This is a genomic window from Neisseria uirgultaei (genome assembly GCF_962719845.1).
Taxonomy (GTDB): Bacteria; Pseudomonadota; Gammaproteobacteria; order Burkholderiales; family Neisseriaceae; genus Neisseria; species Neisseria bergeri.
In genome coordinates, this window is the sequence record NZ_CAUIYF010000005.1 from 110,586 (window position 1) to 133,091 (window position 22,506).

The 22,506-nt window shown below is 54.7% G+C and carries 22 protein-coding genes, 1 pseudogene and 1 riboswitch; of the genes and pseudogenes, 8 read left to right on the top strand and 15 right to left on the bottom strand.

The window, feature by feature from the left end:
* Positions 1-51 precede the first annotated feature (51 nt).
* Both Q9J32_RS04695 and murI read right to left on the bottom strand, forming a co-directional pair.
* Positions 52-1,863, bottom strand: a complete 1,812-nt coding sequence (locus Q9J32_RS04695) for a transferrin-binding protein-like solute binding protein (protein WP_301884069.1) — start codon at positions 1,861-1,863, stop codon at positions 52-54.
* 1,003 nt (positions 1,864-2,866) lie between these two features.
* Positions 2,867-3,679, bottom strand: coding sequence for a glutamate racemase (murI, locus tag Q9J32_RS04700; protein WP_101185419.1), 813 nt, complete (start codon positions 3,677-3,679; stop codon positions 2,867-2,869).
* Positions 3,680-3,864: 185 nt separating this feature from the next.
* On the opposite strand from murI, the gene tsaE reads away from it, so the two are divergent.
* From tsaE to Q9J32_RS04715, 3 genes are all read left to right on the top strand, one after another.
* Positions 3,865-4,326, top strand: a complete 462-nt coding sequence (tsaE, locus tag Q9J32_RS04705; RefSeq protein WP_301884072.1) for a tRNA (adenosine(37)-N6)-threonylcarbamoyltransferase complex ATPase subunit type 1 TsaE — start codon at positions 3,865-3,867, stop codon at positions 4,324-4,326.
* Complete coding sequence (locus tag Q9J32_RS04710; RefSeq protein ID WP_301884073.1) at positions 4,323-5,573, top strand: N-acetylmuramoyl-L-alanine amidase; 1,251 nt, start codon at positions 4,323-4,325, stop codon at positions 5,571-5,573. Before tsaE ends, Q9J32_RS04710 begins: the two co-directional genes overlap by 4 nt.
* An 81-nt stretch (positions 5,574-5,654) precedes the next feature.
* A complete protein-coding gene (locus Q9J32_RS04715; protein ID WP_301884170.1) occupies positions 5,655-6,473 on the top strand; it encodes a Fic family protein in 819 nt (272 codons plus the stop codon).
* 147 nt (positions 6,474-6,620) lie between these two features.
* Here Q9J32_RS04715 and Q9J32_RS04720 read toward each other — a convergent pair whose 3' ends face one another.
* The 8 genes from Q9J32_RS04720 to Q9J32_RS04755 form a co-directional block, all read right to left on the bottom strand.
* Positions 6,621-7,763 carry a THUMP domain-containing class I SAM-dependent RNA methyltransferase gene (locus Q9J32_RS04720; RefSeq protein ID WP_301884076.1) on the bottom strand — a complete coding sequence of 381 codons (1,143 nt, stop codon included), beginning with the start codon at positions 7,761-7,763 and terminating at the stop codon, positions 6,621-6,623.
* 48 nt (positions 7,764-7,811) lie between these two features.
* Positions 7,812-8,234, bottom strand: a complete 423-nt coding sequence (locus Q9J32_RS04725) for a hypothetical protein (RefSeq protein ID WP_301884078.1) — start codon at positions 8,232-8,234, stop codon at positions 7,812-7,814.
* Positions 8,227-9,036 (bottom strand): NUDIX domain-containing protein, encoded by an 810-nt coding sequence (locus Q9J32_RS04730; RefSeq protein ID WP_301884081.1) that lies wholly within the window; start codon positions 9,034-9,036, stop codon positions 8,227-8,229. Before Q9J32_RS04730 ends, Q9J32_RS04725 begins: the two co-directional genes overlap by 8 nt.
* A gap of 81 nt (positions 9,037-9,117) precedes the next feature.
* On the bottom strand, positions 9,118-9,495 hold the full coding sequence (gene acpS / locus Q9J32_RS04735) for a holo-ACP synthase (RefSeq protein ID WP_118792039.1): 378 nt from the start codon (positions 9,493-9,495) through the stop codon (positions 9,118-9,120).
* 49 nt (positions 9,496-9,544) lie between these two features.
* Complete coding sequence (pdxJ, locus tag Q9J32_RS04740; protein WP_301669280.1) at positions 9,545-10,273, bottom strand: pyridoxine 5'-phosphate synthase; 729 nt, start codon at positions 10,271-10,273, stop codon at positions 9,545-9,547.
* A gap of 60 nt (positions 10,274-10,333) precedes the next feature.
* Complete coding sequence (gene recO, locus Q9J32_RS04745; protein ID WP_301884084.1) at positions 10,334-11,074, bottom strand: DNA repair protein RecO; 741 nt, start codon at positions 11,072-11,074, stop codon at positions 10,334-10,336.
* A 36-nt stretch (positions 11,075-11,110) separates the two neighbouring features.
* Complete coding sequence (gene pheA / locus Q9J32_RS04750) at positions 11,111-12,238, bottom strand: prephenate dehydratase (RefSeq protein ID WP_301884087.1); 1,128 nt, start codon at positions 12,236-12,238, stop codon at positions 11,111-11,113.
* Positions 12,239-12,276: 38 nt separating this feature from the next.
* The gene (locus tag Q9J32_RS04755) at positions 12,277-13,509 is read right to left on the bottom strand and encodes a multidrug effflux MFS transporter (protein WP_301884090.1); all 1,233 of its coding nucleotides are present in this window, start codon (positions 13,507-13,509) and stop codon (positions 12,277-12,279) included.
* A 490-nt stretch (positions 13,510-13,999) separates the two neighbouring features.
* Here Q9J32_RS04755 and Q9J32_RS04760 point away from each other — a divergent pair, with 490 nt between their 5' ends.
* Positions 14,000-14,518, top strand: coding sequence for an opacity family porin (locus Q9J32_RS04760; protein ID WP_036470459.1), 519 nt, complete (start codon positions 14,000-14,002; stop codon positions 14,516-14,518).
* Positions 14,519-14,899: 381 nt separating this feature from the next.
* On the opposite strand, the gene Q9J32_RS04765 is transcribed toward Q9J32_RS04760, so the two are convergent.
* Together Q9J32_RS04765 and Q9J32_RS04770 are read right to left on the bottom strand one after the other, a co-directional pair.
* Positions 14,900-15,754 (bottom strand): DMT family transporter, encoded by an 855-nt coding sequence (locus Q9J32_RS04765; RefSeq protein WP_025457976.1) that lies wholly within the window; start codon positions 15,752-15,754, stop codon positions 14,900-14,902.
* A gap of 98 nt (positions 15,755-15,852) precedes the next feature.
* Positions 15,853-16,665: a carbon-nitrogen hydrolase family protein gene (locus Q9J32_RS04770; protein WP_025457977.1), complete on the bottom strand. Its 813-nt coding sequence runs from the start codon at positions 16,663-16,665 to the stop codon at positions 15,853-15,855.
* 83 nt (positions 16,666-16,748) lie between these two features.
* On the opposite strand from Q9J32_RS04770, the gene Q9J32_RS04775 reads away from it, so the two are divergent.
* Positions 16,749-17,621, top strand: coding sequence for a prephenate dehydrogenase (locus Q9J32_RS04775; protein WP_301884098.1), 873 nt, complete (start codon positions 16,749-16,751; stop codon positions 17,619-17,621).
* Between the two features lie 57 nt (positions 17,622-17,678).
* On the opposite strand, the gene Q9J32_RS04780 is transcribed toward Q9J32_RS04775, so the two are convergent.
* The gene (locus Q9J32_RS04780) at positions 17,679-18,836 is read right to left on the bottom strand and encodes an NnrS family protein (RefSeq protein ID WP_301884100.1); all 1,158 of its coding nucleotides are present in this window, start codon (positions 18,834-18,836) and stop codon (positions 17,679-17,681) included.
* Between the two features lie 28 nt (positions 18,837-18,864).
* A complete protein-coding gene (locus Q9J32_RS04785; protein WP_118792047.1) occupies positions 18,865-19,254 on the bottom strand; it encodes a hemerythrin domain-containing protein in 390 nt (129 codons plus the stop codon).
* Between the two features lie 173 nt (positions 19,255-19,427).
* Here Q9J32_RS04785 and Q9J32_RS04790 point away from each other — a divergent pair, with 173 nt between their 5' ends.
* Complete coding sequence (locus Q9J32_RS04790) at positions 19,428-19,874, top strand: Rrf2 family transcriptional regulator (RefSeq protein WP_301817544.1); 447 nt, start codon at positions 19,428-19,430, stop codon at positions 19,872-19,874.
* 91 nt (positions 19,875-19,965) lie between these two features.
* Here Q9J32_RS04790 and metK read toward each other — a convergent pair whose 3' ends face one another.
* A complete protein-coding gene (gene metK, locus Q9J32_RS04795; RefSeq protein WP_107819775.1) occupies positions 19,966-21,135 on the bottom strand; it encodes a methionine adenosyltransferase in 1,170 nt (389 codons plus the stop codon).
* Positions 21,136-21,275: 140 nt separating this feature from the next.
* On the opposite strand from metK, the pseudogene Q9J32_RS10200 reads away from it, so the two are divergent.
* A pseudogene (locus Q9J32_RS10200) lies at positions 21,276-21,398 on the top strand (IS5/IS1182 family transposase); the annotation flags it as partial.
* 25 nt (positions 21,399-21,423) lie between these two features.
* Positions 21,424-21,533: riboswitch (SAM-I-IV-variant riboswitch) on the bottom strand.
* Between the two features lie 101 nt (positions 21,534-21,634).
* Positions 21,635-22,486, top strand: coding sequence for a lysophospholipid acyltransferase family protein (locus tag Q9J32_RS04800; protein ID WP_301884129.1), 852 nt, complete (start codon positions 21,635-21,637; stop codon positions 22,484-22,486).
* The last annotated feature ends 20 nt before the right edge of the window (positions 22,487-22,506 follow it).

Sequence of the window (22,506 nt, forward strand, 5' to 3'; positions counted from 1 at the left end):
GAAGGAGCGATGCCGTCTGAAGCCTTATTCTCGATTGTTCGGCAGCCGTGCTTATTGCACAAGCTGTTGGCGTTTCGCACCGAATATCACCGATGCTTTTTCTTGTTTTCCATCCGGTACATTTCCCGGAAATGAGAACGAACCGCCCATCTCAATGGCGTTTTTGCCGTAGAAACCGCCGGATACAGTGGCTTCAATATGCGTATAGTGGGAATTTCCGGTATTTTGCGGATCCAGCGCAAAGCCATCATTACCGGTTTTCGCCGTACCTAAAAAACCGTTGCCCTGAATCATGGCAGTAATAGTAAACGCAGGAGACGTACGGTCTTTTGCCGTCAGTGTGCCACTGATTTTTTTAGTGGAAAAATCCACGTCAAACTCTGCCCTATTACCGCCTTCCTGATTGGAGGCTTCGCCGCTCCAGCTTGTGCCGTTGGCAATATATCCGTACCAAGTACCGCGATATTTGGCGTTTGCCTCCGTCCTTGCCTCCACATCGGATACTGGAGTGCGGACACCTTGCAGGAACATATCGTCTTTATTTTCTTTTGACAGCTTCCCAAAACTCATGTAATCCAAGTTGGAACAACACACCGTTGCCTTCACGCCGTTTTGCTCAATCTCGTGCTGAAATGCCGCCTTATTGCCCTCAGACGGCAGCAGTGAAAGCTCCACCCCGTCAACCAGCAGCTTTTTCACATCTCCAAAACTATCTATTTGCTCCTTCTTAAACTCCCCTCCGGTAATACGGTATGCATCTATCACGGTTTCCGTTGCAAGCCCTGCCGCGTTTTCCCCCTCCTTCTTATCTTTCTGCTTCGCACCAAACACCGCTGCAACTTTGTTGTCGTTGCTTAAGAATTTACCGGCAAGTTCCTCGCCTTTCGGTCCGTAAAATCCGCCTTCCAAACTGTCGGAGTCGGAAACGAAGGGATGACCGTTCCCGGTATTTTTATCCGCTGCCAACGCCTTACCTTTGAAACGGTTGCCGTGCAGGTTAGCCTGAATGTCGTAACGTTTAATTTGTTTGTCTCTATTTTCGGTTTCGTTATGGGTAATCCGGTTATTGCGGTAGAGTTTGCCGGTCATGGTCTTGGCGGCGAAATCCACCTCAAACTCGCTGGTCAGCCCGAAATCGGTCTGACCTTCCTTCGCCTCGCTTTTGTTGCGCAACACATCCGCTTCCTCGGCAGACAGAGCCCCGTACCTGTCCCCCGCTTGCGAATTACCCAACTGGGAAAACTTCTGTTTTTCCTTGGCATCGGTTACATAATCCCAAGTACCTTTGTAAATCGCCTTACCCGTCGGCAGAGCTTGGGAAGGATTACTGCCTTTGTAGAAAAGGTAGCCGTCCGGACCGAAAAGAACGATTTTGTTTTTGAAATCGATTTTATTGGCACCGTTGCGGTAGATATAGCCCGAGCGGACATATTGGAAACCCGTATAGCCTTCCACGCGGCTTTTGCCGTCCTCACCCGGCTGAATAGACTCGTTCAGCGTACCCTTATTCATCGCCGAAATCTCATTCTTTTGGGGAAACTCATCCGGCTTACCCGCCGCCAATTTTACCCAATCCGCATCCGACAACTGCTGATGCTTCTGCTTCACTTCCTGATGGACATTACGGCGCGGTATTTTGACTGCAAAACCGTAAGCCGGACGGTCGTTTTCCGCCGCCTGCGCTTCATCGGGTTTTACCGGTTTTTCAGTCTGTTCGTCTTGGTATTTCGGTGCTTCGGGCTGCGGGTTGCGCTGTTTCGTTTCCACGCTGTCCAAATCGAAACTGCCGCCTCCGCCCAGACAAGCACTCAACAAAAACACAGGCAGCACCATAGCAGCCTGATTCACCAATGGATTGCTCATATAAACCCAATTCAATTAAAGAATGATAAGGATTATTATTTTATTTATTTTTAACAAATTTGCAAATGCTTTTTTATTTTTTTAGGGAATACACCAAAATCCCGTCATTCCCGTGCAGTCGTGAATCCGAACGCGTCCGCACGAAAACCTATATCCCGTCATTCCCACGTATATCCCGTCATTCCCACGAAAGTGGGAATCCAGTTCGTTCGGTCTCGCTTGTTTTAAGTTTCGGGTAACTTCCACTTCGTCATTCCCGCGCAGGCGGGAATCCAGTGCGTTGAGTTTCAGCTATTTAGAATAAATTTTGAAACTCTAATCGCGTCATTCCCACAAAAGTGGGAATCCAGTTTTTTGAGTTTCAGTCATTCCCGATAAATTGCCTTAGCATTGAATGTCTAGATTCCCGCCTGCGCGGGAATGACGAATCCATCCATACGGAAACCTGCATCCCGTCATTCCCACGAAAGTGGGAATCTAGGACATAAAATCTAAAGAAACCGTTTTTCCCGATAAGTTTCCGCACCGACAGACCTAGATTCCCGCCTGCGCGGGAATGACGGGATTTGAGGTTTCTGTTTTTGATTTTCTGTTTTCGTAGGAATGACGGTTTAGAGTTACCCGAAACCTCAAAAAAAAAACCTAAACCGAACGGTCTGGATTCCCGCCTGCGCGGGAATGACGGGTTTCGAGATTACAGTGTATCGAGAAGGATGGGAAACGGTGGGAATTGTGTAAAAAATGCCGTCTGAAGCCTTTCAGACGGCATTTGCGGCATTCGGACATTTAAAAATCCCATCATTCCCGCGCAGGAGGGAATCCGAATACATCTGCACAGAAACCTGCATCCCGTCATTCCCGCGAAAGCGGGAATCTAGAACGTAAAATCTAAAGAAACCGTTTTATCCGATAAGTTTCCGCACCGACAGGTCTAGATTCCCACTTTCGTGGGAATGACGGGATTTTAGGTTTCTGTAATCTCGGGCAGCTTTCCGTTATCGTTTTAACCCAAAGACACCATTTCAATCTGCTCCATCGTCCTACCCAGAAAACGTTCGCCGATGGTTCTGAATTTCAAAGGAATATCGCTGACGTAAAAACGGTAGTCGGGATTGTTGTTGTCGGTATTGAGCAATCCTTCCTGCGCAAGGACGCGTGCTGTTTCTTCAGCCGTCGTAATCGCGGAATCGACCAGCGCGACATTGTGCACCTCCCTGCCGATTAAGGGCTTGAGCAAGGGAAAGTGCGTGCAGCCCAACACCAGCGTATCGATGCCGTCTGCAAGCAATGGTTTGAGGTATTCGCATACGGTCAGGCGGGTAACTTCGTGTTCCAACCAACCTTCCTCCACCAAAGGGACGAGCAGCGGCGCGGCCTGCGTGCGGACAAGCGTGTCGGGGTTGTTCCTATGGATGGCGCGCGCATAAGCATTGCTGTTAACTGTGGTATTGGTGGCGATAATGCCGATTTTATTGTTGCGCGTCGTTGCCAGCGCGGCTTTCGCGCCGGCGGAAATCACGTCCAACACAGGCATATTGCCCGTCTTTTGGCGGATTTTCTGCCCCGCCACCGCCGCAATCGTATTGCACGCGATAACCATCGCCTTAACATCGTGTTCCAATAAAAAATCGACAATCTGCATCGAGAAATTTTCGATGGTCGCCTTAGATTTCGTCCCGTAAGGTACGCGCGCCGTGTCGCCGAAATAAATGATGTTTTCCATCGGCAGCCGCTCCATCAGTGCGCGCACATTGGTCAAACCGCCGATTCCCGAGTCAAAAACGCCGATGGGTCGCTGCCTGCCGATATTTTCCATCCTTTTTCCAATCTGTCCTAAACATACAATCTGCGTATTGTACACGCGCCGCTTTTTCTTGACAGCCATGCCGTCTGAAAGCAGAACGCGTATTTGGCTGTTATAATGTACGGCAATGCCGCCGGGCGCACGGTTTGCCGACCACCTGCCCCTCCGATCCGCCACATAAAAGTTGTAAAGCCCCTATGTCTGATTTTTCCCCCGTTTCCCGATTCCTTGCCGACGAAGCCGCCACACTCGATTTTGGCGCGGCGTGGTCTTCCCGTTTAAACGCACCGCTGGTCATTTATCTCGAAGGGGATTTGGGTGCGGGCAAAACCACGCTGACACGCGGCATCCTGCGCGGATTGGGTCATCAGGGCGCAGTCAAAAGCCCGACCTACGCCATCGTCGAATCTTATCCGCTGGAACGCTTCACCTTGCACCATTTCGACCTCTACCGCTTCTCGTTCCCCGAAGAATGGGAAGACGCGGGGCTGGACGAACTGTTTGCCGCAAACAGCGTCTGCCTGATCGAATGGCCGCAACAGGGCGGGGAATTTACGCCGCCTGCCGACATCACCGCAACATTGACACACGACGGCGGCGGCAGAAAATGCCTGCTGACCGCCCATACCGAACGAGGACGTGAAAGCCTGCCGCTATGACCAAACTGACACGAAGACAAATCATCCGCCGCACCGTCGGCACACTGTTCGCCCTGACCCCTATCGCATCCGCCGTTGCCAAAACCGTACGCGCACCACAATTCACCGCCGCACGGATATGGCCGTCCCACACCTACACCCGCCTGACGCTGGAAAGCACCGCCGCGCTCAAATACCAGCACTTCGCGCTCGACAACCCGGGCAGGCTGGTCGTCGATATACAAAACGCAAACATCAATACCGTATTGCACGGACTGTCTCAGAAGGTTATGGCGGACGACCCCTTTATCCGCAGCATACGCGCGGGTCAGAACACGCCGACCACCGTCCGCCTCGTCATCGACCTGAAACAATCCTCACGCGCACAAGTCTTTTCCCTCCCCCCTGTCAGCGGTTTTAAAAACCGCCTCGTTATCGACCTCTATCCGCACGGAATGGATCCCGACGATCCGATGATGGCACTGCTTAACGGCAGCCTGAACAAAACTCATCGCGGCTCCCCTGAAGCCGACCTCGCTCAAAACACTCCCGCACAAACCGAACGTGGCAAAAACGGGCGCAGACCCGTCATTATGATCGACCCCGGACACGGCGGCGAAGACCCCGGCGCCGTCAGCTCGGGCGGTTTGCAGGAAAAACACGTCGTCCTCTCCATCGCCCGTGAAACCAAAAAACAATTAGAAGCCTTGGGTTATAACGTCTTTATGACGCGCAACGAAGACGTGTTCATCCCCTTGGGCGTGCGTGTTGCCAAAGGGCGCGCACGGCGGGCGGACGTATTTGTCTCCATCCACGCCGACGCCTTCACCAGCCCCTCCGCGCGCGGCACAGGGGTTTATATGTTGAACACCAAAGGCGCAACCAGCTCTGCCGCCAAATTCTTGGAACAAACCCAAAATAATGCCGACGCGGTCGGCGGCGTACCGACCAGCGGCAACCGCAATGTCGATACCGCCCTGCTCGACATGACGCAAACCGCCACACTGCGCGACAGCCGCAAACTCGGCAACCTGGTGCTTGAAGAATTGGGCAGGCTCAACCACTTGCACAAAGGCAGGGTGGACGAAGCCAATTTCGCCGTTTTGCGCGCACCCGATATGCCGTCTATCCTGGTCGAAACCGCCTTCCTGTCCAACCCTGCCGAAGAGAAGCTGCTGGGTAGCGAATCCTTCCGCAGGCAGTGCGCCCAATCCATTGCCTCAGGTGTCCAACGCTACATCAACACTTCCGTATTGAAGCGGGGTTGATTGAAAAGGCGGTGTTTCAAAATATAGTTGCCGGATAAAGGCAGGCATAAACCTACTTCCGCCCCAAACCGCGTTTTTATGATGAAAGGTATGGATAAATTGAGATACCAACAGGATTTTTTAAATATCCGCCCCATTTTTACAGCCGGCGAACAAGAATACCTGACCGGATTGTCCGATCGGCTTCCTTTATCTGTTTTAACGGACTCCGTGCGTAATATTGAAGAAATCGGTATCGATTTTGTGTACAGTTCTGCCAAATTGGAAGGAAACACTTATAATCAATACGATACGCAGGCATTGCTTAAACTCGGGCAAACCGCAGGCGGGAAGTTATATTCGGATGCCGTAATGTTAATCAACCTGAGGGAAAGTTACCGGCACCTGCTGTCCGGTTTAGACAGCCCCGAGCCGTTTGACTGGTTGGATTTCTTAAAAACCACCCACAGCCTAATTTCCGAAAACTTACTGGAAAAAGGCTCCGGCGGCGTAGTCCGCCGCGACAGCGTTACTATAAGCGGGACAGACTACACGCCTTTATCTAACCCGCAAAGTTTGGATACGGAATTAAAATGGTTGCTTCAAGAAGCCCCAAAAATAGAAAATCCTTTCGACCGTGCCGTTTATCTCCATAATAATTTGGCGTATCTCCAATATTTTAAGGACTGCAATAAACGTACTGCCAGAAACTGTATGACCTTGTCGCTGATGCGCTCCGGTTTTTTTCCTTGCGTATTCGCCCCCGACAGTTATCCCGCCTATGCCGAGGCTGTCGTAGCCTATTACGAAACCGGCAATTACGGTTTATTCAAGAAATATTTTATTTCGGCATACGAAAATACCGTAAATAAGTACGCCCCCCAGCCTGATATGGATATTTTCCGTAATTTCTCCCTTTAATTCCAAGGGATTGTTATCCGTATCTTCCGCACGCGGCAAATGCGGCGGCAAAGTGGACACGCCCCTCCCTTACCTTCGGTTAATATCGGCCGGATATTAAAAAATGCCGTCTGAACATTTTTCAGACGGCATTTTTGTACACTTTCCTCAACGGTTCGATCCCTGCACCATATCAATCAGAAACAGGCGGCAGTCGATGTTGCCGTTATAAAGCGGGATTTTGCGTTTTGGCGACAGGCGCATGAATTTGGGCATTTCCCTGTCGCCGGTAAACATGCCGACCCGCCAGCCGGCATAGTGTTTTTTCAACCACGTCCCCAACTGCGGATACAGTGCCTGCAAAGCGCAGACTTCCTCAAGGCGCACGCCGTAGGGCGGATTGGACACCATGATGCCGTTTTCGCCGTTCGGACGGACGGATTGCGCGTCGGCAACGCTGAAGGAAACAATGTCGTCCGCTCCGGCATTGTGTGCGTTGTCCAATGCCGTCTGAACGATGCGGCGGTCGTTGTCGCTGCCTGCAATCGGGGCGCGGACGGGGCGAGTTTGCGCTTCGGCGCGGCGGCGCAAATCCGCCCACAGCGTTTTATCGAAATTTTGCAGTTTCTCAAAACCGAAACGGCGCATCATACCCGGCGCGCGGCCGGTGGCAATCCAAGCGGCTTCGATAGCAATCGTGCCGCTGCCGCAAAACGGGTCTTGAAACGGCTGCGTGCCGTCGTAACCTGCCGAGAGCAGCAGTCCGGCTGCAAGGTTTTCGCGCAGCGGGGCTTCGCCGGTATCCAGGCGGTAGCCGCGTTTGAACAGGGCTTCGCCCGAAGTGTCGATGAAGATTTCGACATTGCGTTCGTTCAAAAAGGCGTGGATGCGGACATCGGGCGCGGCTTTGTCCACGCTCGGACGTGCGTCGTAAATGTCGCGGAAAGCGTCGCAGACGGCATCTTTGACGGTCAAACCGACAAATTGGAGGCTTTTGACGTTGGCGCGCTTTGCCTCGACTTTGACTTTGAACGTCTGCTGCAAGGTAAACCAGTTGAACCAGTTGATGTTTTTGGCAAGTTTGTAGATGTCGCGCTCATTGCGGTATGTGCCTTTGATCAGGCGCAGCAGGATGCGGCCGGCGGTGCGCGAGTGCAGGTTGGCGGCGTAAACCTGTTCCAATCCGCCCCGGCAGGAAACGCCGCCGTCAAACGCTTGGACATCGGTACAGCCGAGGCTTCCGAGTTCTTGCGATAAAACGGTTTCCAAGCCGCGCGGGCAGGTGGCGAAAAGTGTATATAAAGTATTCATAGCGTGTCCTTTCCGGACGGATGTTCCGGCAATGGCGGATTGAAAGGTTTATTCGGCGGTAAATGCCGTCTGAAATGTCCGGCTGCCGATTGTAATGTCCGCCGTAAAATCGCGCCTGCCTTCGACACAGACGGGCAGGCGGATGCGTACTGCCTGCCAATTCCCCGACGATTGCCGCTCAAACATATAGCGGTTGAAACCCATATCCATATTTTTCATACTGAAGCTGATGCTGACCTGTTCCGTGCCGGCAGGCGCGTGTTCGATATAAATATCAAACGGTTTTTTGGTTGAAACGGCGGCGGCGCGGACACGGCTTCCGTCCGGCAGCGTGCAACCTTCGGTCAAATCGCATTGCACCTCCGCAACTTGCGGCTGCTGCGCCTGCCACCATTGCAACAACACGAGCTTGAAGGCGGCAAAGGCAATCAGCAGCAGTGCGGCAAACAGCAGTTTGCGGTTTTTAGCCATTTCCGTTCCCCATTTTTTCATCGGCCAACACAGCGTGTGCGCCCGCCGCCAGCCATTGCCCGCCGTAATGCGATGCCGTCTGAACGTCGGCGGCAACGACCAGCGGCACGGATACGCCGTGCTTCAACACTTCGTCCACCGCTGCGGCTTGTGCGGCATTACCGACCCGCCACACGGCCACATCCGCGCCCTTTTCCTGCGCCTGCCGCCATTGTTCGCGGGTCTGCACCATCATCCACACGCTGTCGGCGTGTTCGGGTCTGTCCTGCCATTGCGCCGCCTCCATCAAAACGTTCGCACCGCTTCCCTCTGCCGAACCCAAAGGCAGGACGCGGTACGCGCCCATACTGTTTTCTCCGTACAAACCCGTTTTCAGGCTGCCGTACAAACGGCGCGGGACGGACAACGAACGCAAAAGCGCGCCGTTGGCGGGCAGCATGGGGGCAACGGTAAAATCGCCCGCCTTCTGCCAAGACCATTTCTGTCCTTCGCGCGATTGCGGTTCGCCCATCCATTGGTCGGGGTTTACCCATAGGAATTTCAGGCAGACATGCGCATGCTCGTAGGAATGGATTTTGGTCAGCCAAGGCGTGGCGGCGAGGATGCGGATGCTGAGTTCTTCTTCAAACTCGCGTTGCAGGGCTTGGAAGTCGGTTTCGCCCGCTTCGACCTTGCCGCCGGCAAATTCCCAATATCCGGCATAGGGCTTGCCTTCGGGGCGGGAACTGAGCAGGTAGTCGCCGTCCCGGTTGAGCAGGATGCCGGCAACGACGCGGATAAGGGGTCGGGTGTCTTGGGTCATGGCGGGTATGCGGTTGGTCGGTCGGAGTGCAAATGAAGGACGGGCAATGCCGTCAACGGGTTTGCCGCATTTCAGACGGCATTATTTTTCGGCAACGGCAAACGCCAACACGGTATCGCCTTCGTCCGCCATACTCAGGCTGACGCGGCTGATACCTTGTTCTTCCAGCCATTCTGACAGGACGGGGGCATAGAAAAATTCGGGTTTGCCCAATGCGTCGTGCCCGATGCCGATGTTGCGGAAGGAAACTGCGCCGCGTATGCCCGTGCCGACGGCTTTGGCAAAGGCTTCTTTGGCGGCAAAGCGTTTGGCAAGATAGTTGACGGGTTTGCCCGCCTGAGGAAATTCAAGCAGCTCTTCGGGAGTGAGGATGCGCCCGGCAAACGCCTGTCCGAATTTTTTGTTTAAGCGGATGATGCGCTTGAGGGAAACGATGTCTGTACCAATGCCGTAAATCATATTTGCGCTCCTTTGTCGTGAAATGCCGTCTGAAACGGTTTGCCTGCCCTTACGGCAGCATTCTTGCACGGAACATGGTTTCTTTCATCTGGCGCACGGCCTCGGGCAATCCGAGGAAAAGTGCCTGCGAAATCAGCGAATGTCCGATGTTCAGCTCGCGGATGGCGAGAATTTGGGCGATGGGGGTAACGTTGTGTATGGTCAGTCCGTGTCCGGCGTTGACGACCAAGCCCAAATCGCTGGCAAAATGCGCGCCGTTTTGCAGACGCTCGAATTGTTTGATTTGTTCGGCGTGGCTGCGTGCATCGGCGTATGCGCCGGTGTGCAGCTCGATAACGGGTGCGCCGACATCATGGGCGGCTTGGATTTGCTCGTTGTCGGCATCGATAAAGAGCGAGACTCGGATGCCCGCGTCGGTCAGGATTTTGGTGAACTCGGCAATTTTTTCTTGTTGCGCCAATACGTCCAAGCCGCCTTCAGTCGTGATTTCCTGACGTTTCTCAGGCACGATGCACACGTCTTGCGGCATGACTTTGAGTGCGTTTCCCAACATTTCTTCAGTCAGTGCCATTTCAAGGTTCAGGCGCGTGCGGATGGCGTTTTTGACGGCGAACACGTCCGCGTCTTTGATGTGGCGGCGGTCTTCGCGCAGGTGCATGGTAATCAAATCCGCACCGTGCGTTTCCGCGACCAATGCCGCTTCCACAGGGCTGGGATAGGTCGTGCCGCGGGCATTGCGGACGGTGGCGATGTGATCGATGTTGACACCTAAAAGCATGATGTTTCCTTTCCTCTTCGATTTTTTATTTTGCAACATACCGGTACGCTGCGTCGGCACCTATGTTGCACGACGGTCAAACTGCCGTATCTGTTCCAACACCTGCCTCGACTTCACCCCTTCAGGAAGCAGGCTGCCTGTCAGCAGCCGTGTGATTTTCAGGGCATCCTGAAGGCTTTGCGCACTGCCGAAACTGCCCGTCTGCAAATCAATCAGGCTCTGCCCGTCGGCAATAATGACGGTTTCAGACGGCAAAACACATTCCCTGCCTACGGGCATGACTGCTTCTTCCGGTCTGATACAGTATCTGGCGGAGGACTGGATTTCCCTGCCCTCTCCGTCCGTATGCAAATCGGGGGCGACGCCTAAGGCCGTCAGCAGCTTCCACTCGAAGCGGCGCAAATCGCCAACATGGTCTGCTTCGCAGCAGACTGCCTTCATCACTTCAGCCAATGCATCGTATAACTCAGGCATCGGATCTTCGCGCGCGGTCAGTTTCAACACCAGCTCGTTCACATACAACCCGCCAAACAACGACCTGCCCTGCGGCTGCCGCCAACCGCCGACCCATTCGGCGCGGTGAAGGGTTTTGAGTTCCTGACTGCCGTACCACGACACGCTGACAGGGACGAACGGAACCAATACGCCGCGCAGCTCGCTCTGCCGTTTGCGCGCGCTCCGCGCCAGCAAAGCCACACGCCCGTAACGGCGGCTGAATGCTTCAACCCACAGGCTGCTTTCGCGCCAAGGCGAAGATGCCAGCATAAAAACGGGTTCGTGGTTGACTCGGTATTCGGACATAATCGTTGGGGAAATGCCGTCTGAACGCTGCCGCGACTACAAAACGGCAGTCGGATACGAACCGATGATTTTGACGAACGAAGCGCGCCTGCCCAACTGTTTTAATGCCGTCTGAACCTTGCCATCCGTGCGGTGTCCCTCGATATCGATAAAGAACAGGTATTCCCACAACGCCGCCTTTCCGGGACGGCTCTCAAACTTGGTCATGGAAATGCCTGATTCGGTCAGGGGTTGCAGCAGCGAGGCAACCGCGCCCGCCCGGTTGGGTGCGGAAACGACCAGCGAGGTTTTGTCGCTGCCGCCGACACCGGTTTCATGATGACCCATAACCAGGAAGCGCGTGGTGTTGTTCGTCTCATCCTCAATGCACTCGGCAACGGGGCTGAGTCCGTAAATTTCCGCCGCAGTACGCCCGGCAATGGCGGCAACCGTACCGTCGTCCGATTCGGCAACCAGCCGCGCAGCTTCGGCATTGCTGGAGACCGCCACCCTCTCGGCGTTGGGAAGGTGTCTTCCCAGCCAGTCGTTGCACTGCGCCAACGCCTGTGCGTGCGAAAATACTTTGGTGATGCCTTCGGTACTGCTGCTGTTTTTACGCAGAAGGTTGTGGTGTATGCGCAAGACAACTTCGCCGCAAGCCTGCAATGCGGTAACGGCAAGCAGGTCTAACGTGCGGCCGACCGAGCCTTCGGTCGAATTTTCCACGGGGGCGACCAGATAATCCGCCTGACGCGTTTCAACCTGTTTGAAGCAGTCGTCTATGGTCGGACACGCCATAGTGTGTGCGGCATGACCGAAATGCTTAATCGCCGCCTGTTGGGTAAACGTACCCTGCGGTCCCAGATAGGCGATGGTCAGCGGGCGTTCTACGGCGAGGCACTCGCTCATCACTTCCCTGAACAGGCGGGCGACGGATTCGTCGGGCAGCGGGCCTTTGTTCAAATCCTGAATACGGCGCAACACGGCGACTTCGCGTTCGGGGCGGTACACCGCGCCCGTGCCTTTCAGTTCGCCGATGGCGTGTGCGTGTTGCGCGCGTTCGTTGAGCAGGCGCAGGATTTCCGCATCGATGGTGTCGATGGCGTTGCGGTGGGGAAGGAGGAGTTCGTCGATGTGATGGGACATGATTTTGTCTGAATGGTAATTTATCGTGCATTCTAACATCAAATGCCGTCTGAAACGGTTTCAGACGGCATTTTCCGTTAAAGGTATTCGCTTTGCCCGTTTTCTTTCCACGCACGATGCGAGCAGAGCCACAGGAGCGCAATGCCGCAAGAGGTGGACGCAGTCATGGTTGCCGCCATCACGGTTGCCGAACCATCGTGCAAGAAGGTCGCCGCCATACCCACCCCCGCGCCGATTAAAGATTGGAATACACCCAACACGGCGTTTGCGCTGCCGCCCTCTTCTTTGAAATAAGACATAAAGCATGCCTGCGTGTTCGCACCGACCAGACCCTGCGTACCGACGGAAAACATCACGCACGCAACCAGCAGCCAAAACGGGGGCAGCCCGAAAAACAGCACGGCGGCGAGTTGGGACAGGTTGGCGGCAAATTGGACAACAATCCCCCACAGCAGGATGCTTTGCGGATGCGCGCCGGTTTTGAGCCGCCACGCGGTAATACGGTTGAAAAACATCATTGTGATGATGTTGAGTGCAAACGCCCAAGCGTATTGATGCGGCGTAACGCGGTAAAGCTGCTGGTACACGAAGGACGATTCGGTCAAAAAAGCAAACATCGAGCCAAAACTGAATGCTTGGAAAAACAGATAACCCATGGCGGCGCGTGTTTTCAAAACACGTTTGAACCGCCCAGCCACCAGCCCGAACACATCCCTGCCGATTTTGCCGCCGACGGCAGGCTTGGGCAGGAAATATTGCACCAAACCGAGCAACACCAGCGAATAAGCCGCCAAGAAAACGAAAATCGCCTGCCAGCCGCCCAAGCCCTGCAATACCGCGCCAACCATGGGCGCGACAAGCGGCACAATCATCAGGATAATGCCGATGAGGGCGAACATCTGGGCGGCTTTCCGCCCTGAATAATAATCGCGCACCATTGCGCCGACAATGACCACAGTCATGCCTGCGCCGAACGCCTGTACCGCACGCAGGTTAAGGAGCTGTTCGGCACTCGAAACAAATACGATGGCGGCAACGGCAAGGCAATATACAATCAAACCGGTCAGGGCGACGGGTTTGCGCCCTTTGATGTCGGACACCGAACCGCCGACCACCTGTCCGAACGCCGTGCCGAACATAAACAAACTCAGGCTCTGTTCGATGCGGTGGACATCCGCGTTCAGCGACTGCGCCATTTCGGGAATCGCGGGCAGGTAGGCATCGATGGAAAACGGCATCAGCGCGACCAGCATCGCCATCAAAACCGCCATCAGTTTTTCGTTCATCTCAGGATAATGGGCAGAAGGCATAAATTCTCGTCCGATTCGCAAACAAACCGCCCGGCGGCGGAAAACACAATACGCGGAAACGGAAAATTTTAACACACCGGCACAAACAGGCGGCAACAAAAGCCACGGGCAAAACCGGACAGGCAGGAACGATATAGTGGATTAACAAAAACCAGTACTGCGTTGCCTCGCCTTAGCTCAAAGAGAACGATTCTCTAAGGTGCTGAAGCACCAAGTGAATCGGTTCCGTACTATCTGTACTGTCTGCGGCTTCGTCGCCTTGTCCTAATTTTTGTTAATCTACTATAAAAAAGCCGGAGGCGGACAAAGATTTGAAAAATATTGTATAATGGAATGGGATTCCCTAACGGATTCCCTAACGGATTCCCTAACGGATTCCCTAACGGATTCCCTAACGGATTCCCTAACGGATTCCCTAACGGATTCCCTAACGGATTCCCTAACGGATTCCGATATTCAAAAAATTTTGAACATTTTTAGGAATCAAGAAATGAAAAAACTCCTTACTGCATTAACCGTGCTTGCCCTTCCCGCTGCCGCATTTGCCGCCGACAACCAACCGGGCGTTTATGTACAGGGCGATGCGGGTCTTGCCTCCATCCACGCCGATGGCGAAACATTCAACAATTTCCTCCCGCGCGTTTCCGTCGGCTTCGATGCCGGCGATATGCGTATTGCCGCAGACTACTACCGCGTCCGCGACAAAATTGACGACGCTACCGCCACACTCCAAGGCGCAGGCGTTGCCGTCATCAAAGACTTCAACACCAATTCCATCGTCAAACCTTATGTCGGCGCGCGTTTGGGACTGAACCGATTGACCGTAAAAGATGAAGACGGAAAATACAGTAAAACAAAAGCAAGCATCGGCGCATTGGGCGGTGTCGGCTTTGAAGTCGCTCCCAACGTTACTTTGGATTTGGGCTACCGCTTCAATTATTTGGGCAAACTTGACGATACAAGGGTATTTGCCAACGAATATACCGCCGGTGTCCGTGTGAAATTCTAACCCCCGAAACCGGCATCCGCCGGCAAGCCGACCGCCGCCATTGCGGCGGTTTTCCGTTTCCGCAAAAATCAAAAACAAATGCCTAAAATCCCGTCATTCCCGCAAAAAATGGGGATCCGTTTTTTAAGCTTCGTTTTTTTGAATTTCAGGCAACTTCTAAATCGTCATTCCCGCGAAAACAGAAACCTAAAATCCCATCATTCCCAAAAAACAGAAACCCAAAACCTCGTCATTCCCGCGCAAGCGGGAATCCGGGCATCTGACGCTGCGGCAATTTGTCGGAAATAACCGAAACTCAAAAAACCGGATTCCCGCCTGCGCGGGAATGACGGCGCAAAGATTTCCGCCTATCCGGCAACCATCAAACACCGCCTCCCAACTTTATTTTTGATGCGACAGCCGGCCGGCAACCAAAGTGGTGGCGATGACGACAAACACGCCCAAGGCGGACACGGGCGACAAATGTTCGCCCAAAATCAAAACCGCCAACAGCACGCCGACGACGGGTTCGAGCGAAATCAACAGTCCCGACACGTTTGCCGGAACACGGCTCATCCCCTTGTTCCACAACCAATAGGCGTACCAGCTGCACCCCACGCCCAAATACAGCAGCGACACCACGCCCTGCCAGCTCCAATGCACGGTATAACTCTGCGCCAGGGCAAGCGAAAACGGTAGGCACATCAGCGATGCGGCGGCAATGGAAACAGATGTGAATGCCGGTGCGCCGATGCGGGCAATCAGCCTTTGCGTCGGGCGGACTGCCGTGCAGAAACCGATTCCTGCAAGCAGCACCAGAAAACAGCCGAACCAGCCGACTTCGCCACCCTCTTCCGCACCGCCCGCCATCAGCAGCGCAATGCCGACAAACGCTGCCACACCGCATATCCAGTGGTAGGCACGCGCTTTGTCGTTGAAAAAGAAGTGTCCGACAAACACCATCAGCAGCGGCTCGAGTCCGACGATGGTCGATGCGCTGGCGGCAGACGTATATTTTAGTCCGACAAACTGCAGCATCAGGGTCAGCACATAGTTGACAAACGCCGCAATCAGCAGGGGCTTCCATTCCTCGCGCGGAATCTTGCCGATATGCCGGCGGCAGGCGGGCAGCACCAAAAGCGCGGCAATCAGCAGGCGCGCGCCGACCATCAGTGCGGGATCGATGCCGCCATAGGCATATTTGGCGGCAATAAACGAGCTGCTCCAGATAATCAGGGCAAGGATTTGGTAAAACATATGAGTGATAAAGTCGGATGGTTATACAAAAAGTAAAAAGGCTGTTGCCCCGCCTGATAAAACAGATATTTCATCGCCGGCAATGCCGTCTGAACGCTTCAGACGGCATCCAAAACCCGGTGTTTCAGAGCGGGCAGGCGGCTGCGGACGCTGTTCAGGCGGTTGGCATCGATGTCTGCCGTAACGATGCCTTCGCCTTCGGGCAATACGTCCAACACGTCGCCCCACGGATCGACAATCATACTGTGTCCGAATGTGCGCCTGCCGTTTTCGTGCAATCCGCCCTGCGCCGCCGCGACAACATAACATTGGTTCTCCACCGCACGCGCGCGCAGCAGCAACTCCCAATGCGCCTTGCCCGTCGTGTGGGTAAATGCCGCCGGAAGCATCAATACGTCAAACGGCAGCTGGCGGCGGAAAAATTCGGGAAAGCGGACATCGTAACAAATACCTGCCGCCACCGGCACGCCCTCTGCCGACAAGTGCGGCACTTCCCGCCCTGCGCTGATGGTATCGGATTCGGCATAGCGTTCGCCCAAACCGGAAAAACCGAAGAGGTGCATTTTGTGGTACAGACCCGTCCTTACGCCGTCCCGTCCGTACACCAACAGCGTATTCATCACTTTGCCCGCCTCGCGGCTTTGCAGCGGCACGGTTCCGCCAAACAGCACCACGCCGCACGCTTTCGCCGTTTCACTCAATGCCGTCTGAAAGCGTCCGCCGCCCAAAGGCTCGGCAAACGCGAGTTTGCCGGTATCGTTTGCGCCCATCAGCACCCAATATTCGGGCAACAGCACCCAATCCGCACCGCACTGCGCCGCTTGTTTGACTAAACGCCCCATCGTTTCGATATTTTTTTGCGGCGACAATCCTGAAACCATCTGCACGGCGGCAACTCTGATTTTGTCCATTTCTTCTCCTTTTTCCTACCGACCTTGCGGCATATTCCGCCGATACGCTACCATAACGGCAGTTGACGAAAATCTTTACACAAATGCCCATTTTGAACCATATTGCCCTCATCGGTGTAGGGCTGATCGGCGGTTCGTTCGTTCTCGACCTCAAAAGGCAGGGACTCGTCCGCACCGTTACCGGCATCGACACCGACCGCGACAACCTGCAACGTGCGCTAGAACGCGGCGTGATTGACCGTGCGTCCGTTGCCATCGATAAAAACAGCATCGCCGATGCGGATTTGATTGTTATCGCCACGCCCGTTGCCTCCGTCTCCGGCATCTTAACCGCGCTTGCACCCGTTTTACCCGCCCACGCTTGGATTTCCGATGTCGGCAGCACCAAAATCTCCGTTATCGAGGCTTTCCGACGCTGTCTGCCCGACCGCCTGCACCACTGCATCGCCGCCCACCCGATTGCCGGTTCCGACAAAAGCGGGGCAGATTCGGCGCAGTACGGTCTGTTCCAAAACAGAAAACTCATCATCACACCACACGGCGGCGAAGATTCAGACGGCATCGCATTGGTAGAAAACCTGTGGCGCGCGGTCGGTGCGGACATTTTCACGATGGACGCGCAACGCCACGACGCGGTTTTCGCCGCCGTCTCCCATATGCCCCACCTGACCGCCTTCGCCTATGTCCACCAGCTTTTCGACCACCCCGACGGGCAGGAATATCTGAAATTCGCCGCCACGGGCTTTCAGGACTTTACCCGCATCGCTTCCGGCCACCCTGCTGTGTGGGCGGACATCTGCCTTGCCAACAAAGACAGCCTGCTGCAACTGATTCAAGGCTTGGGCAAACAGTTGGACGTTTTGGCAGACATCCTGACCGCCGACGACCGCGAAGCCCTGTACCGCTATTTTGAAGAAGCCAAAACCACACGCGACCGCTGGCTGGACGGCAACTGACCGCCATACCGTCTGAAAAGCAAACCGCCGCAGACCCGAAATCTGCGGCGGTTTGTCTCAACCCGGCCTGCCGTCGGCACGCGGACGGATCAGCCACGGGATGTATTTCCACGCATACACCAGCAGCGCGAGGGCGAACAAAACCGACGACGTGCGGATGCTGTGCGTGTAGGCAGTACCGGAAGAAAATACGGCAACCATGCGGACGGCAGTTGCCGCCATCATCAGCCAAAATGCGAACGGAACGGATTTTGGCGGCGGATAAATCGGATTGCCCGTATGACCGAGCGCGGTACGCGCCATCATGCCCAAAGTCAGCACGCCGATACCGCCGACCCCGATCAGGTGCACGCCCAAATTGAGGAAGGCAGGTTTGAAATAAGACGCGCCGACCGCAATCAGCCCCAACCCGGTAAACAGATAGCCGGCAAACAGAATCCACAGCATCGGTTCTTTCAACACGGGTTTATACCACCAGCGGTACACCTGCACGGTAAAAATCACGCCCGCCGCAAACGCGAAAGCCGCCGACAGCCAAGGCATCACGCCGTGCGCCATCAGCATGGCGGTCAGCATGGGCAGCCACAGAGAAGCCTGCGCCACCCATTTCGGACTGGGAATCTGCGGCACATTCAACCGTTTGGACGTGAAAAACGAGATAATCCTCATCCCGATCAGGCCGATAAAGCCCGACACCATAATCAGGCCCGACTGCAATCCGCTCAAGAGTCCGCCTAGGTTGCCGTTGTGCAGCTGGACGTGGAACGCCGCGTGCGTGCCGCCCAAGACGAACAGCGCGAATACGGCGACATAGTTGCGTTGATTCTGTGAACGGATGACAGGCAAAGCCATGCACACCGCGCCATACCAGAAAAACAGCGTACCGAGTATGCCGCTTGCCGCCGCACCCCACACGGGGATGAAAACGGCAATCCGCGCCGCCAGCCAAAAGGCGGTCAACCCGACCAAAACGCCGCCCCGCGTGGGCGGCTGTCCCGTCCAAGTGGCGACGGCGGTCAGCAGGAAGGCGATGACGACGAGACCGGCATAACCCCAAATCATCTCATGCGCGTGCCAATAGAAACCGGACAGCTCATGCGTTCCCGTGTAGCCGAAGCCCCACAGCAATACGGACAATGCGCCGTACAGTGCTGCCAGCGAATAAAACGGGCGGAACGCCATTGCCCAGACGGGGTGCTTGGTAAATGCGCTCATTCGTGTTCCTTATTTGTCGTTAATATATTCAGCCCTCCGAACCGGCGGGCTCGGACGGCAAAAACGGTTCGGCGGCGGGAAACAGCTCGCGTTCTTCAAAGCGCGCGTGATCGCGGAGCGTAACGGCAAAATCCGTGTTCCATATTTTGCTCCCGTATTCGGGTTGCGCCATCATCTGCCGCAGTTTGGCGTGATCGCCTTCAAAACGGGTTTTCAACTCAGGCGCGATGCTTTGCCAAATCGGGGCAAACTTGGCTTCTTCTTCGCGAAAATGGGTTTCCAATTCGGCAAAATGCGGTTCGAGTTCGTCCCGATGCCCCTCTTCCGGCGTACGCAGCAGCCGCACGCACAGGGAAAGCGAATGGTGATGGTCGCGCGAAAGACCGACAAGGGCGGGATGTCGTTTCAACGGTTTCATGATTTTGAGTTACAATAACAAATTATCAAACGGTAGCGCGGATGTTTCAGACGGCATACCGCCGCAGACAGGCTGCATTCTACCGCCCCGACGGACAGGGTTTCAACCATTAAGGTATTTTCCGTGAAACTTAAACCGTACCGATAAGAATAACGATCCATACCGAGAAAATCATGTATCTGACCCAACATACCGACTACGGGCTGCGCGTCCTCATCTACACCGCCGTCAACGACGACGCGCTGGTCAACATCGCTACCATCGCCTCGACCTACGGCATTTCCAAAAGCCATCTGATGAAGGTCGTTACCGCGCTGGTCAAAGGCGGGTTCTTGCACAGCGTACGCGGGAAAGGCGGCGGGCTGAGGCTTGCCGCGCCGCCAGACCGCATCAACATCGGATCGGTTGTCCGCCACCTCGAACCGATGCAGCTGGTCGAGTGCATGGGCGAGAACAACGAATGCCTGATTACACCGTCCTGCCGCCTGACGGGCATACTCGGCGGCGCAATGAAGTCGTTTTTCACGTATCTGGACGGCTTCACGCTGCAAGACCTGCTCAACAAGCCGACCTACGACCTGCTCTACGAACCGAGAATTCCGATTGTAACGCAACATTAAGGCTGCAAAAGGCTGCAAAAATGCCGTCTGAAACACAAACCGCCCCCGGAGGCAGTTCGGTTTCAGACGGCATTTCTTTATTCAGACCAAATTACAAACCCGCGGCTGCTTTCAATGCGGCAGCTTTGTCGGTGCGCTCCCAAGTGAACTCGGGTTCTTCGCGGCCGAAATGGCCGTAGGCGGCGGATTTGCCATAAATCGGGCGCAAAAGGTCGAGCATTTGGACGATGCCTTTGGGGCGCAGGTCGAAATGTTCGCGAACTAAGGCAATCAGTTTTTCTTCGCTGATTTTGCCTGTGCCGAAGGTATCGATGGAAATCGAAGTCGGTTCGGCAACGCCGATGGCGTAGGAAACCTGAATCTGACATTGGGTTGCCAAACCCGCAGCGACGATGTTTTTCGCAACATAACGGCAGGCGTAGGCGGCGGAACGGTCGACTTTGGACGGGTCTTTGCCGGAGAACGCGCCGCCGCCGTGCGGAGCCGCGCCTCCGTAGGTATCGACGATGATTTTACGGCCGGTCAGACCGCAGTCGCCTTGCGGGCCGCCGATGACGAAGCGGCCGGTCGGGTTGATCAGGTATTTGGTTTCGGCGGTCAGCATTTCGGGCGGCAAAACGGGCTTGATAATCTGCTCGATCACGGCTTTGCTCAGTTCTTCATGGCTGATGGCAGGATCGTGTTGCGTAGAGAGGACGACGGTGTCGATGCGTTTTACCTTGCCGGTTTCGCTGTCGTAAACCACGGTCAGCTGCGCTTTTGCGTCAGGGCGCAGCCAAGGCAGGCGGCCGTCTTTGCGCAATTCGCTTTGACGCTGCATCAGACGGTGGCTGTAATAGATGGCAAACGGCATCAGGGTCGGGGTTTCGTCGCAGGCGTAGCCGAACATCAAGCCTTGGTCGCCCGCGCCTTGGTTCAAGTCGATGCCTTCGCCTTCGTTCACGCCTTGGGCGATGTCAGGGGATTGTTGGTCGTAGTACACGCCGACCGCGCAGCCGTTGGCATCAAAGCCCAGCTCGGAGGAGTTGTAGCCGATGCGTTTGATGGTTTCGCGTGCGACTTTGATGTAGTCCACTTGGGCGGTGGTGGTGATTTCGCCCGCCAATACGCACAAGCCTGTGTTGACCAAAGTTTCCGCCGCGACACGCGCTTTGGGGTCTTGCGCCAGAATCGCATCCAAAATCGCATCGGACACTTGGTCGGCCACTTTATCCGGATGGCCTTCGGATACCGATTCGGAAGTAAACAGATATTCGCTCATTGAGATTTTCCTTGAAAAACAAACCATCTTCTTCAGACGGCATATTGTATGAACATAATGTCAAACAGCGGGAAATATAGCAAAATTTCCCTATTTGTGCCATCCAGTTGAGAAATATTCCCATTTGAATGGTATAGTGGATTAACAAAAATCAGGACAAGGCGACGAAGCCGCAGACAGTACAAATAGTACGGCAAGGCGAGGCAACGCCGTACTGGTTTAAATTTAATCCACTATACTTTGGAATCTCTGCCCGTACGTTTCTTACAAGCAAAAAAATTCCCGCATCAAGCGGGTTTGGATTGCCTTTGTGGCCACATCGGTTTTTTCAACCGTCCACCTTACTTTTCCGTTTGAAAAGCAGGTTGGCATGGAATTCCCAACTCGTGATGCAAGCGGGCGATGTTAGCAGAAAAGCCTTTCCACCGCAAGCCGTTCCCTTTTTCAGACGGCATCTTTCGTTTACAATTCGGGCTGTTTCCCCCTTTCACCCCCTGCTATGTACACCTTATTGACCGCCCTGCTCAAATCCCTTTCCCTGCTACCCCTGCCCTCACTGCACAAACTGGGCGTTTTCCTCGGGCATCTGGCGTTTTACCTGCGTAAAGAAGACCGGGCACGCATTATTGCCAATATGCGTCAGGCGGGTTTGAACCACGCCACGCAGACGGTCAAAGCTGTTTTTGCGGAAACGGCAAAAGGCGGTTTGGAACTCGCCCCCGCGTTTTTCAAAAAACCGGAAGACATCGAAACAATGTTCAAAGCGGTACACGGCTGGGAACACGTGCAACAGGCTTTGGACAAACACGAAGGGCTGCTGTTCATCACGCCGCACATCGGCAGCTACGATTTGGGCGGACGCTACATCAGCCAGCAGCTTCCGTTCCCGCTGACCGCCATGTACAAACCGCCGAAAATCAAAGCGATAGACAAAGTGATGCAGGCAGGCAGGGTGCGCGGCAAAGGTAAAACCGCGCCCACCGACATGCAAGGGGTCAAACAAATCATCAAGGCCCTGCGTGCGGGCGAGGCAACCATCATCCTGCCCGACCACGTCCCTTCGCCTCAGGAAGGCGGCGACGGCGTGTGGGTAGATTTTTTCGGCAAACCTGCCTATACGATGACGCTGGCGGCAAAATTGGCACACGTCAAAGGCGTGAAAACCCTGTTTTTCTGCTGCGAACGCCTACCCGACGGACAAGGCTTCGTGTTGCACATCCGCCCCGTCCAAGGGGAATTGAACGGCGACAAAGCCCATGATGCCGCCGTGTTCAACCGCAATACCGAATATTGGATACGCCGTTTTCCGACGCAGTATCTGTTCATGTACAACCGCTATAAAGCACCGTAACGAAAATAAAAATGCCGTCT

Excerpts from the sequence above, each read along its gene's own strand:
- Q9J32_RS04710 (WP_301884073.1), top strand. The coding sequence starts at position 4,323 with ATGACCAAACTGACACGAAGACAAATCATCCGCCGCACCGTCGGCACA.
- Q9J32_RS04760 (WP_036470459.1), top strand. The coding sequence starts at position 14,000 with ATGAAAAAACTCCTTACTGCATTAACCGTGCTTGCCCTTCCCGCTGCC.
- Q9J32_RS04790 (WP_301817544.1), top strand. The coding sequence starts at position 19,428 with ATGTATCTGACCCAACATACCGACTACGGGCTGCGCGTCCTCATCTAC.
- acpS (WP_118792039.1), bottom strand. The coding sequence starts at position 9,495 with ATGATTTACGGCATTGGTACAGACATCGTTTCCCTCAAGCGCATCATC.
- Q9J32_RS04720 (WP_301884076.1), bottom strand. The coding sequence starts at position 7,763 with ATGAATACTTTATATACACTTTTCGCCACCTGCCCGCGCGGCTTGGAA.
- pdxJ (WP_301669280.1), bottom strand. The coding sequence starts at position 10,273 with ATGCTTTTAGGTGTCAACATCGATCACATCGCCACCGTCCGCAATGCC.
- Q9J32_RS04800 (WP_301884129.1), top strand. The coding sequence starts at position 21,635 with ATGTACACCTTATTGACCGCCCTGCTCAAATCCCTTTCCCTGCTACCC.
- Q9J32_RS04780 (WP_301884100.1), bottom strand. The coding sequence starts at position 18,836 with ATGAGCGCATTTACCAAGCACCCCGTCTGGGCAATGGCGTTCCGCCCG.
- Q9J32_RS04725 (WP_301884078.1), bottom strand. The coding sequence starts at position 8,234 with ATGGCTAAAAACCGCAAACTGCTGTTTGCCGCACTGCTGCTGATTGCC.
- metK (WP_107819775.1), bottom strand. The coding sequence starts at position 21,135 with ATGAGCGAATATCTGTTTACTTCCGAATCGGTATCCGAAGGCCATCCG.
- Q9J32_RS04755 (WP_301884090.1), bottom strand. The coding sequence starts at position 13,509 with ATGCCTTCTGCCCATTATCCTGAGATGAACGAAAAACTGATGGCGGTT.
- Q9J32_RS04785 (WP_118792047.1), bottom strand. The coding sequence starts at position 19,254 with ATGAAACCGTTGAAACGACATCCCGCCCTTGTCGGTCTTTCGCGCGAC.
- Q9J32_RS04695 (WP_301884069.1), bottom strand. The coding sequence starts at position 1,863 with ATGAGCAATCCATTGGTGAATCAGGCTGCTATGGTGCTGCCTGTGTTT.
- Q9J32_RS04715 (WP_301884170.1), top strand. The coding sequence starts at position 5,655 with ATGAAAGGTATGGATAAATTGAGATACCAACAGGATTTTTTAAATATC.
- pheA (WP_301884087.1), bottom strand. The coding sequence starts at position 12,238 with ATGTTAGAATGCACGATAAATTACCATTCAGACAAAATCATGTCCCAT.
- murI (WP_101185419.1), bottom strand. The coding sequence starts at position 3,679 with ATGGAAAATATCGGCAGGCAGCGACCCATCGGCGTTTTTGACTCGGGA.
- Q9J32_RS04765 (WP_025457976.1), bottom strand. The coding sequence starts at position 15,754 with ATGTTTTACCAAATCCTTGCCCTGATTATCTGGAGCAGCTCGTTTATT.
- Q9J32_RS04730 (WP_301884081.1), bottom strand. The coding sequence starts at position 9,036 with ATGACCCAAGACACCCGACCCCTTATCCGCGTCGTTGCCGGCATCCTG.
- Q9J32_RS04770 (WP_025457977.1), bottom strand. The coding sequence starts at position 16,665 with ATGGACAAAATCAGAGTTGCCGCCGTGCAGATGGTTTCAGGATTGTCG.
- tsaE (WP_301884072.1), top strand. The coding sequence starts at position 3,865 with ATGTCTGATTTTTCCCCCGTTTCCCGATTCCTTGCCGACGAAGCCGCC.
- recO (WP_301884084.1), bottom strand. The coding sequence starts at position 11,074 with ATGTCCGAATACCGAGTCAACCACGAACCCGTTTTTATGCTGGCATCT.
- Q9J32_RS04775 (WP_301884098.1), top strand. The coding sequence starts at position 16,749 with ATGCCCATTTTGAACCATATTGCCCTCATCGGTGTAGGGCTGATCGGC.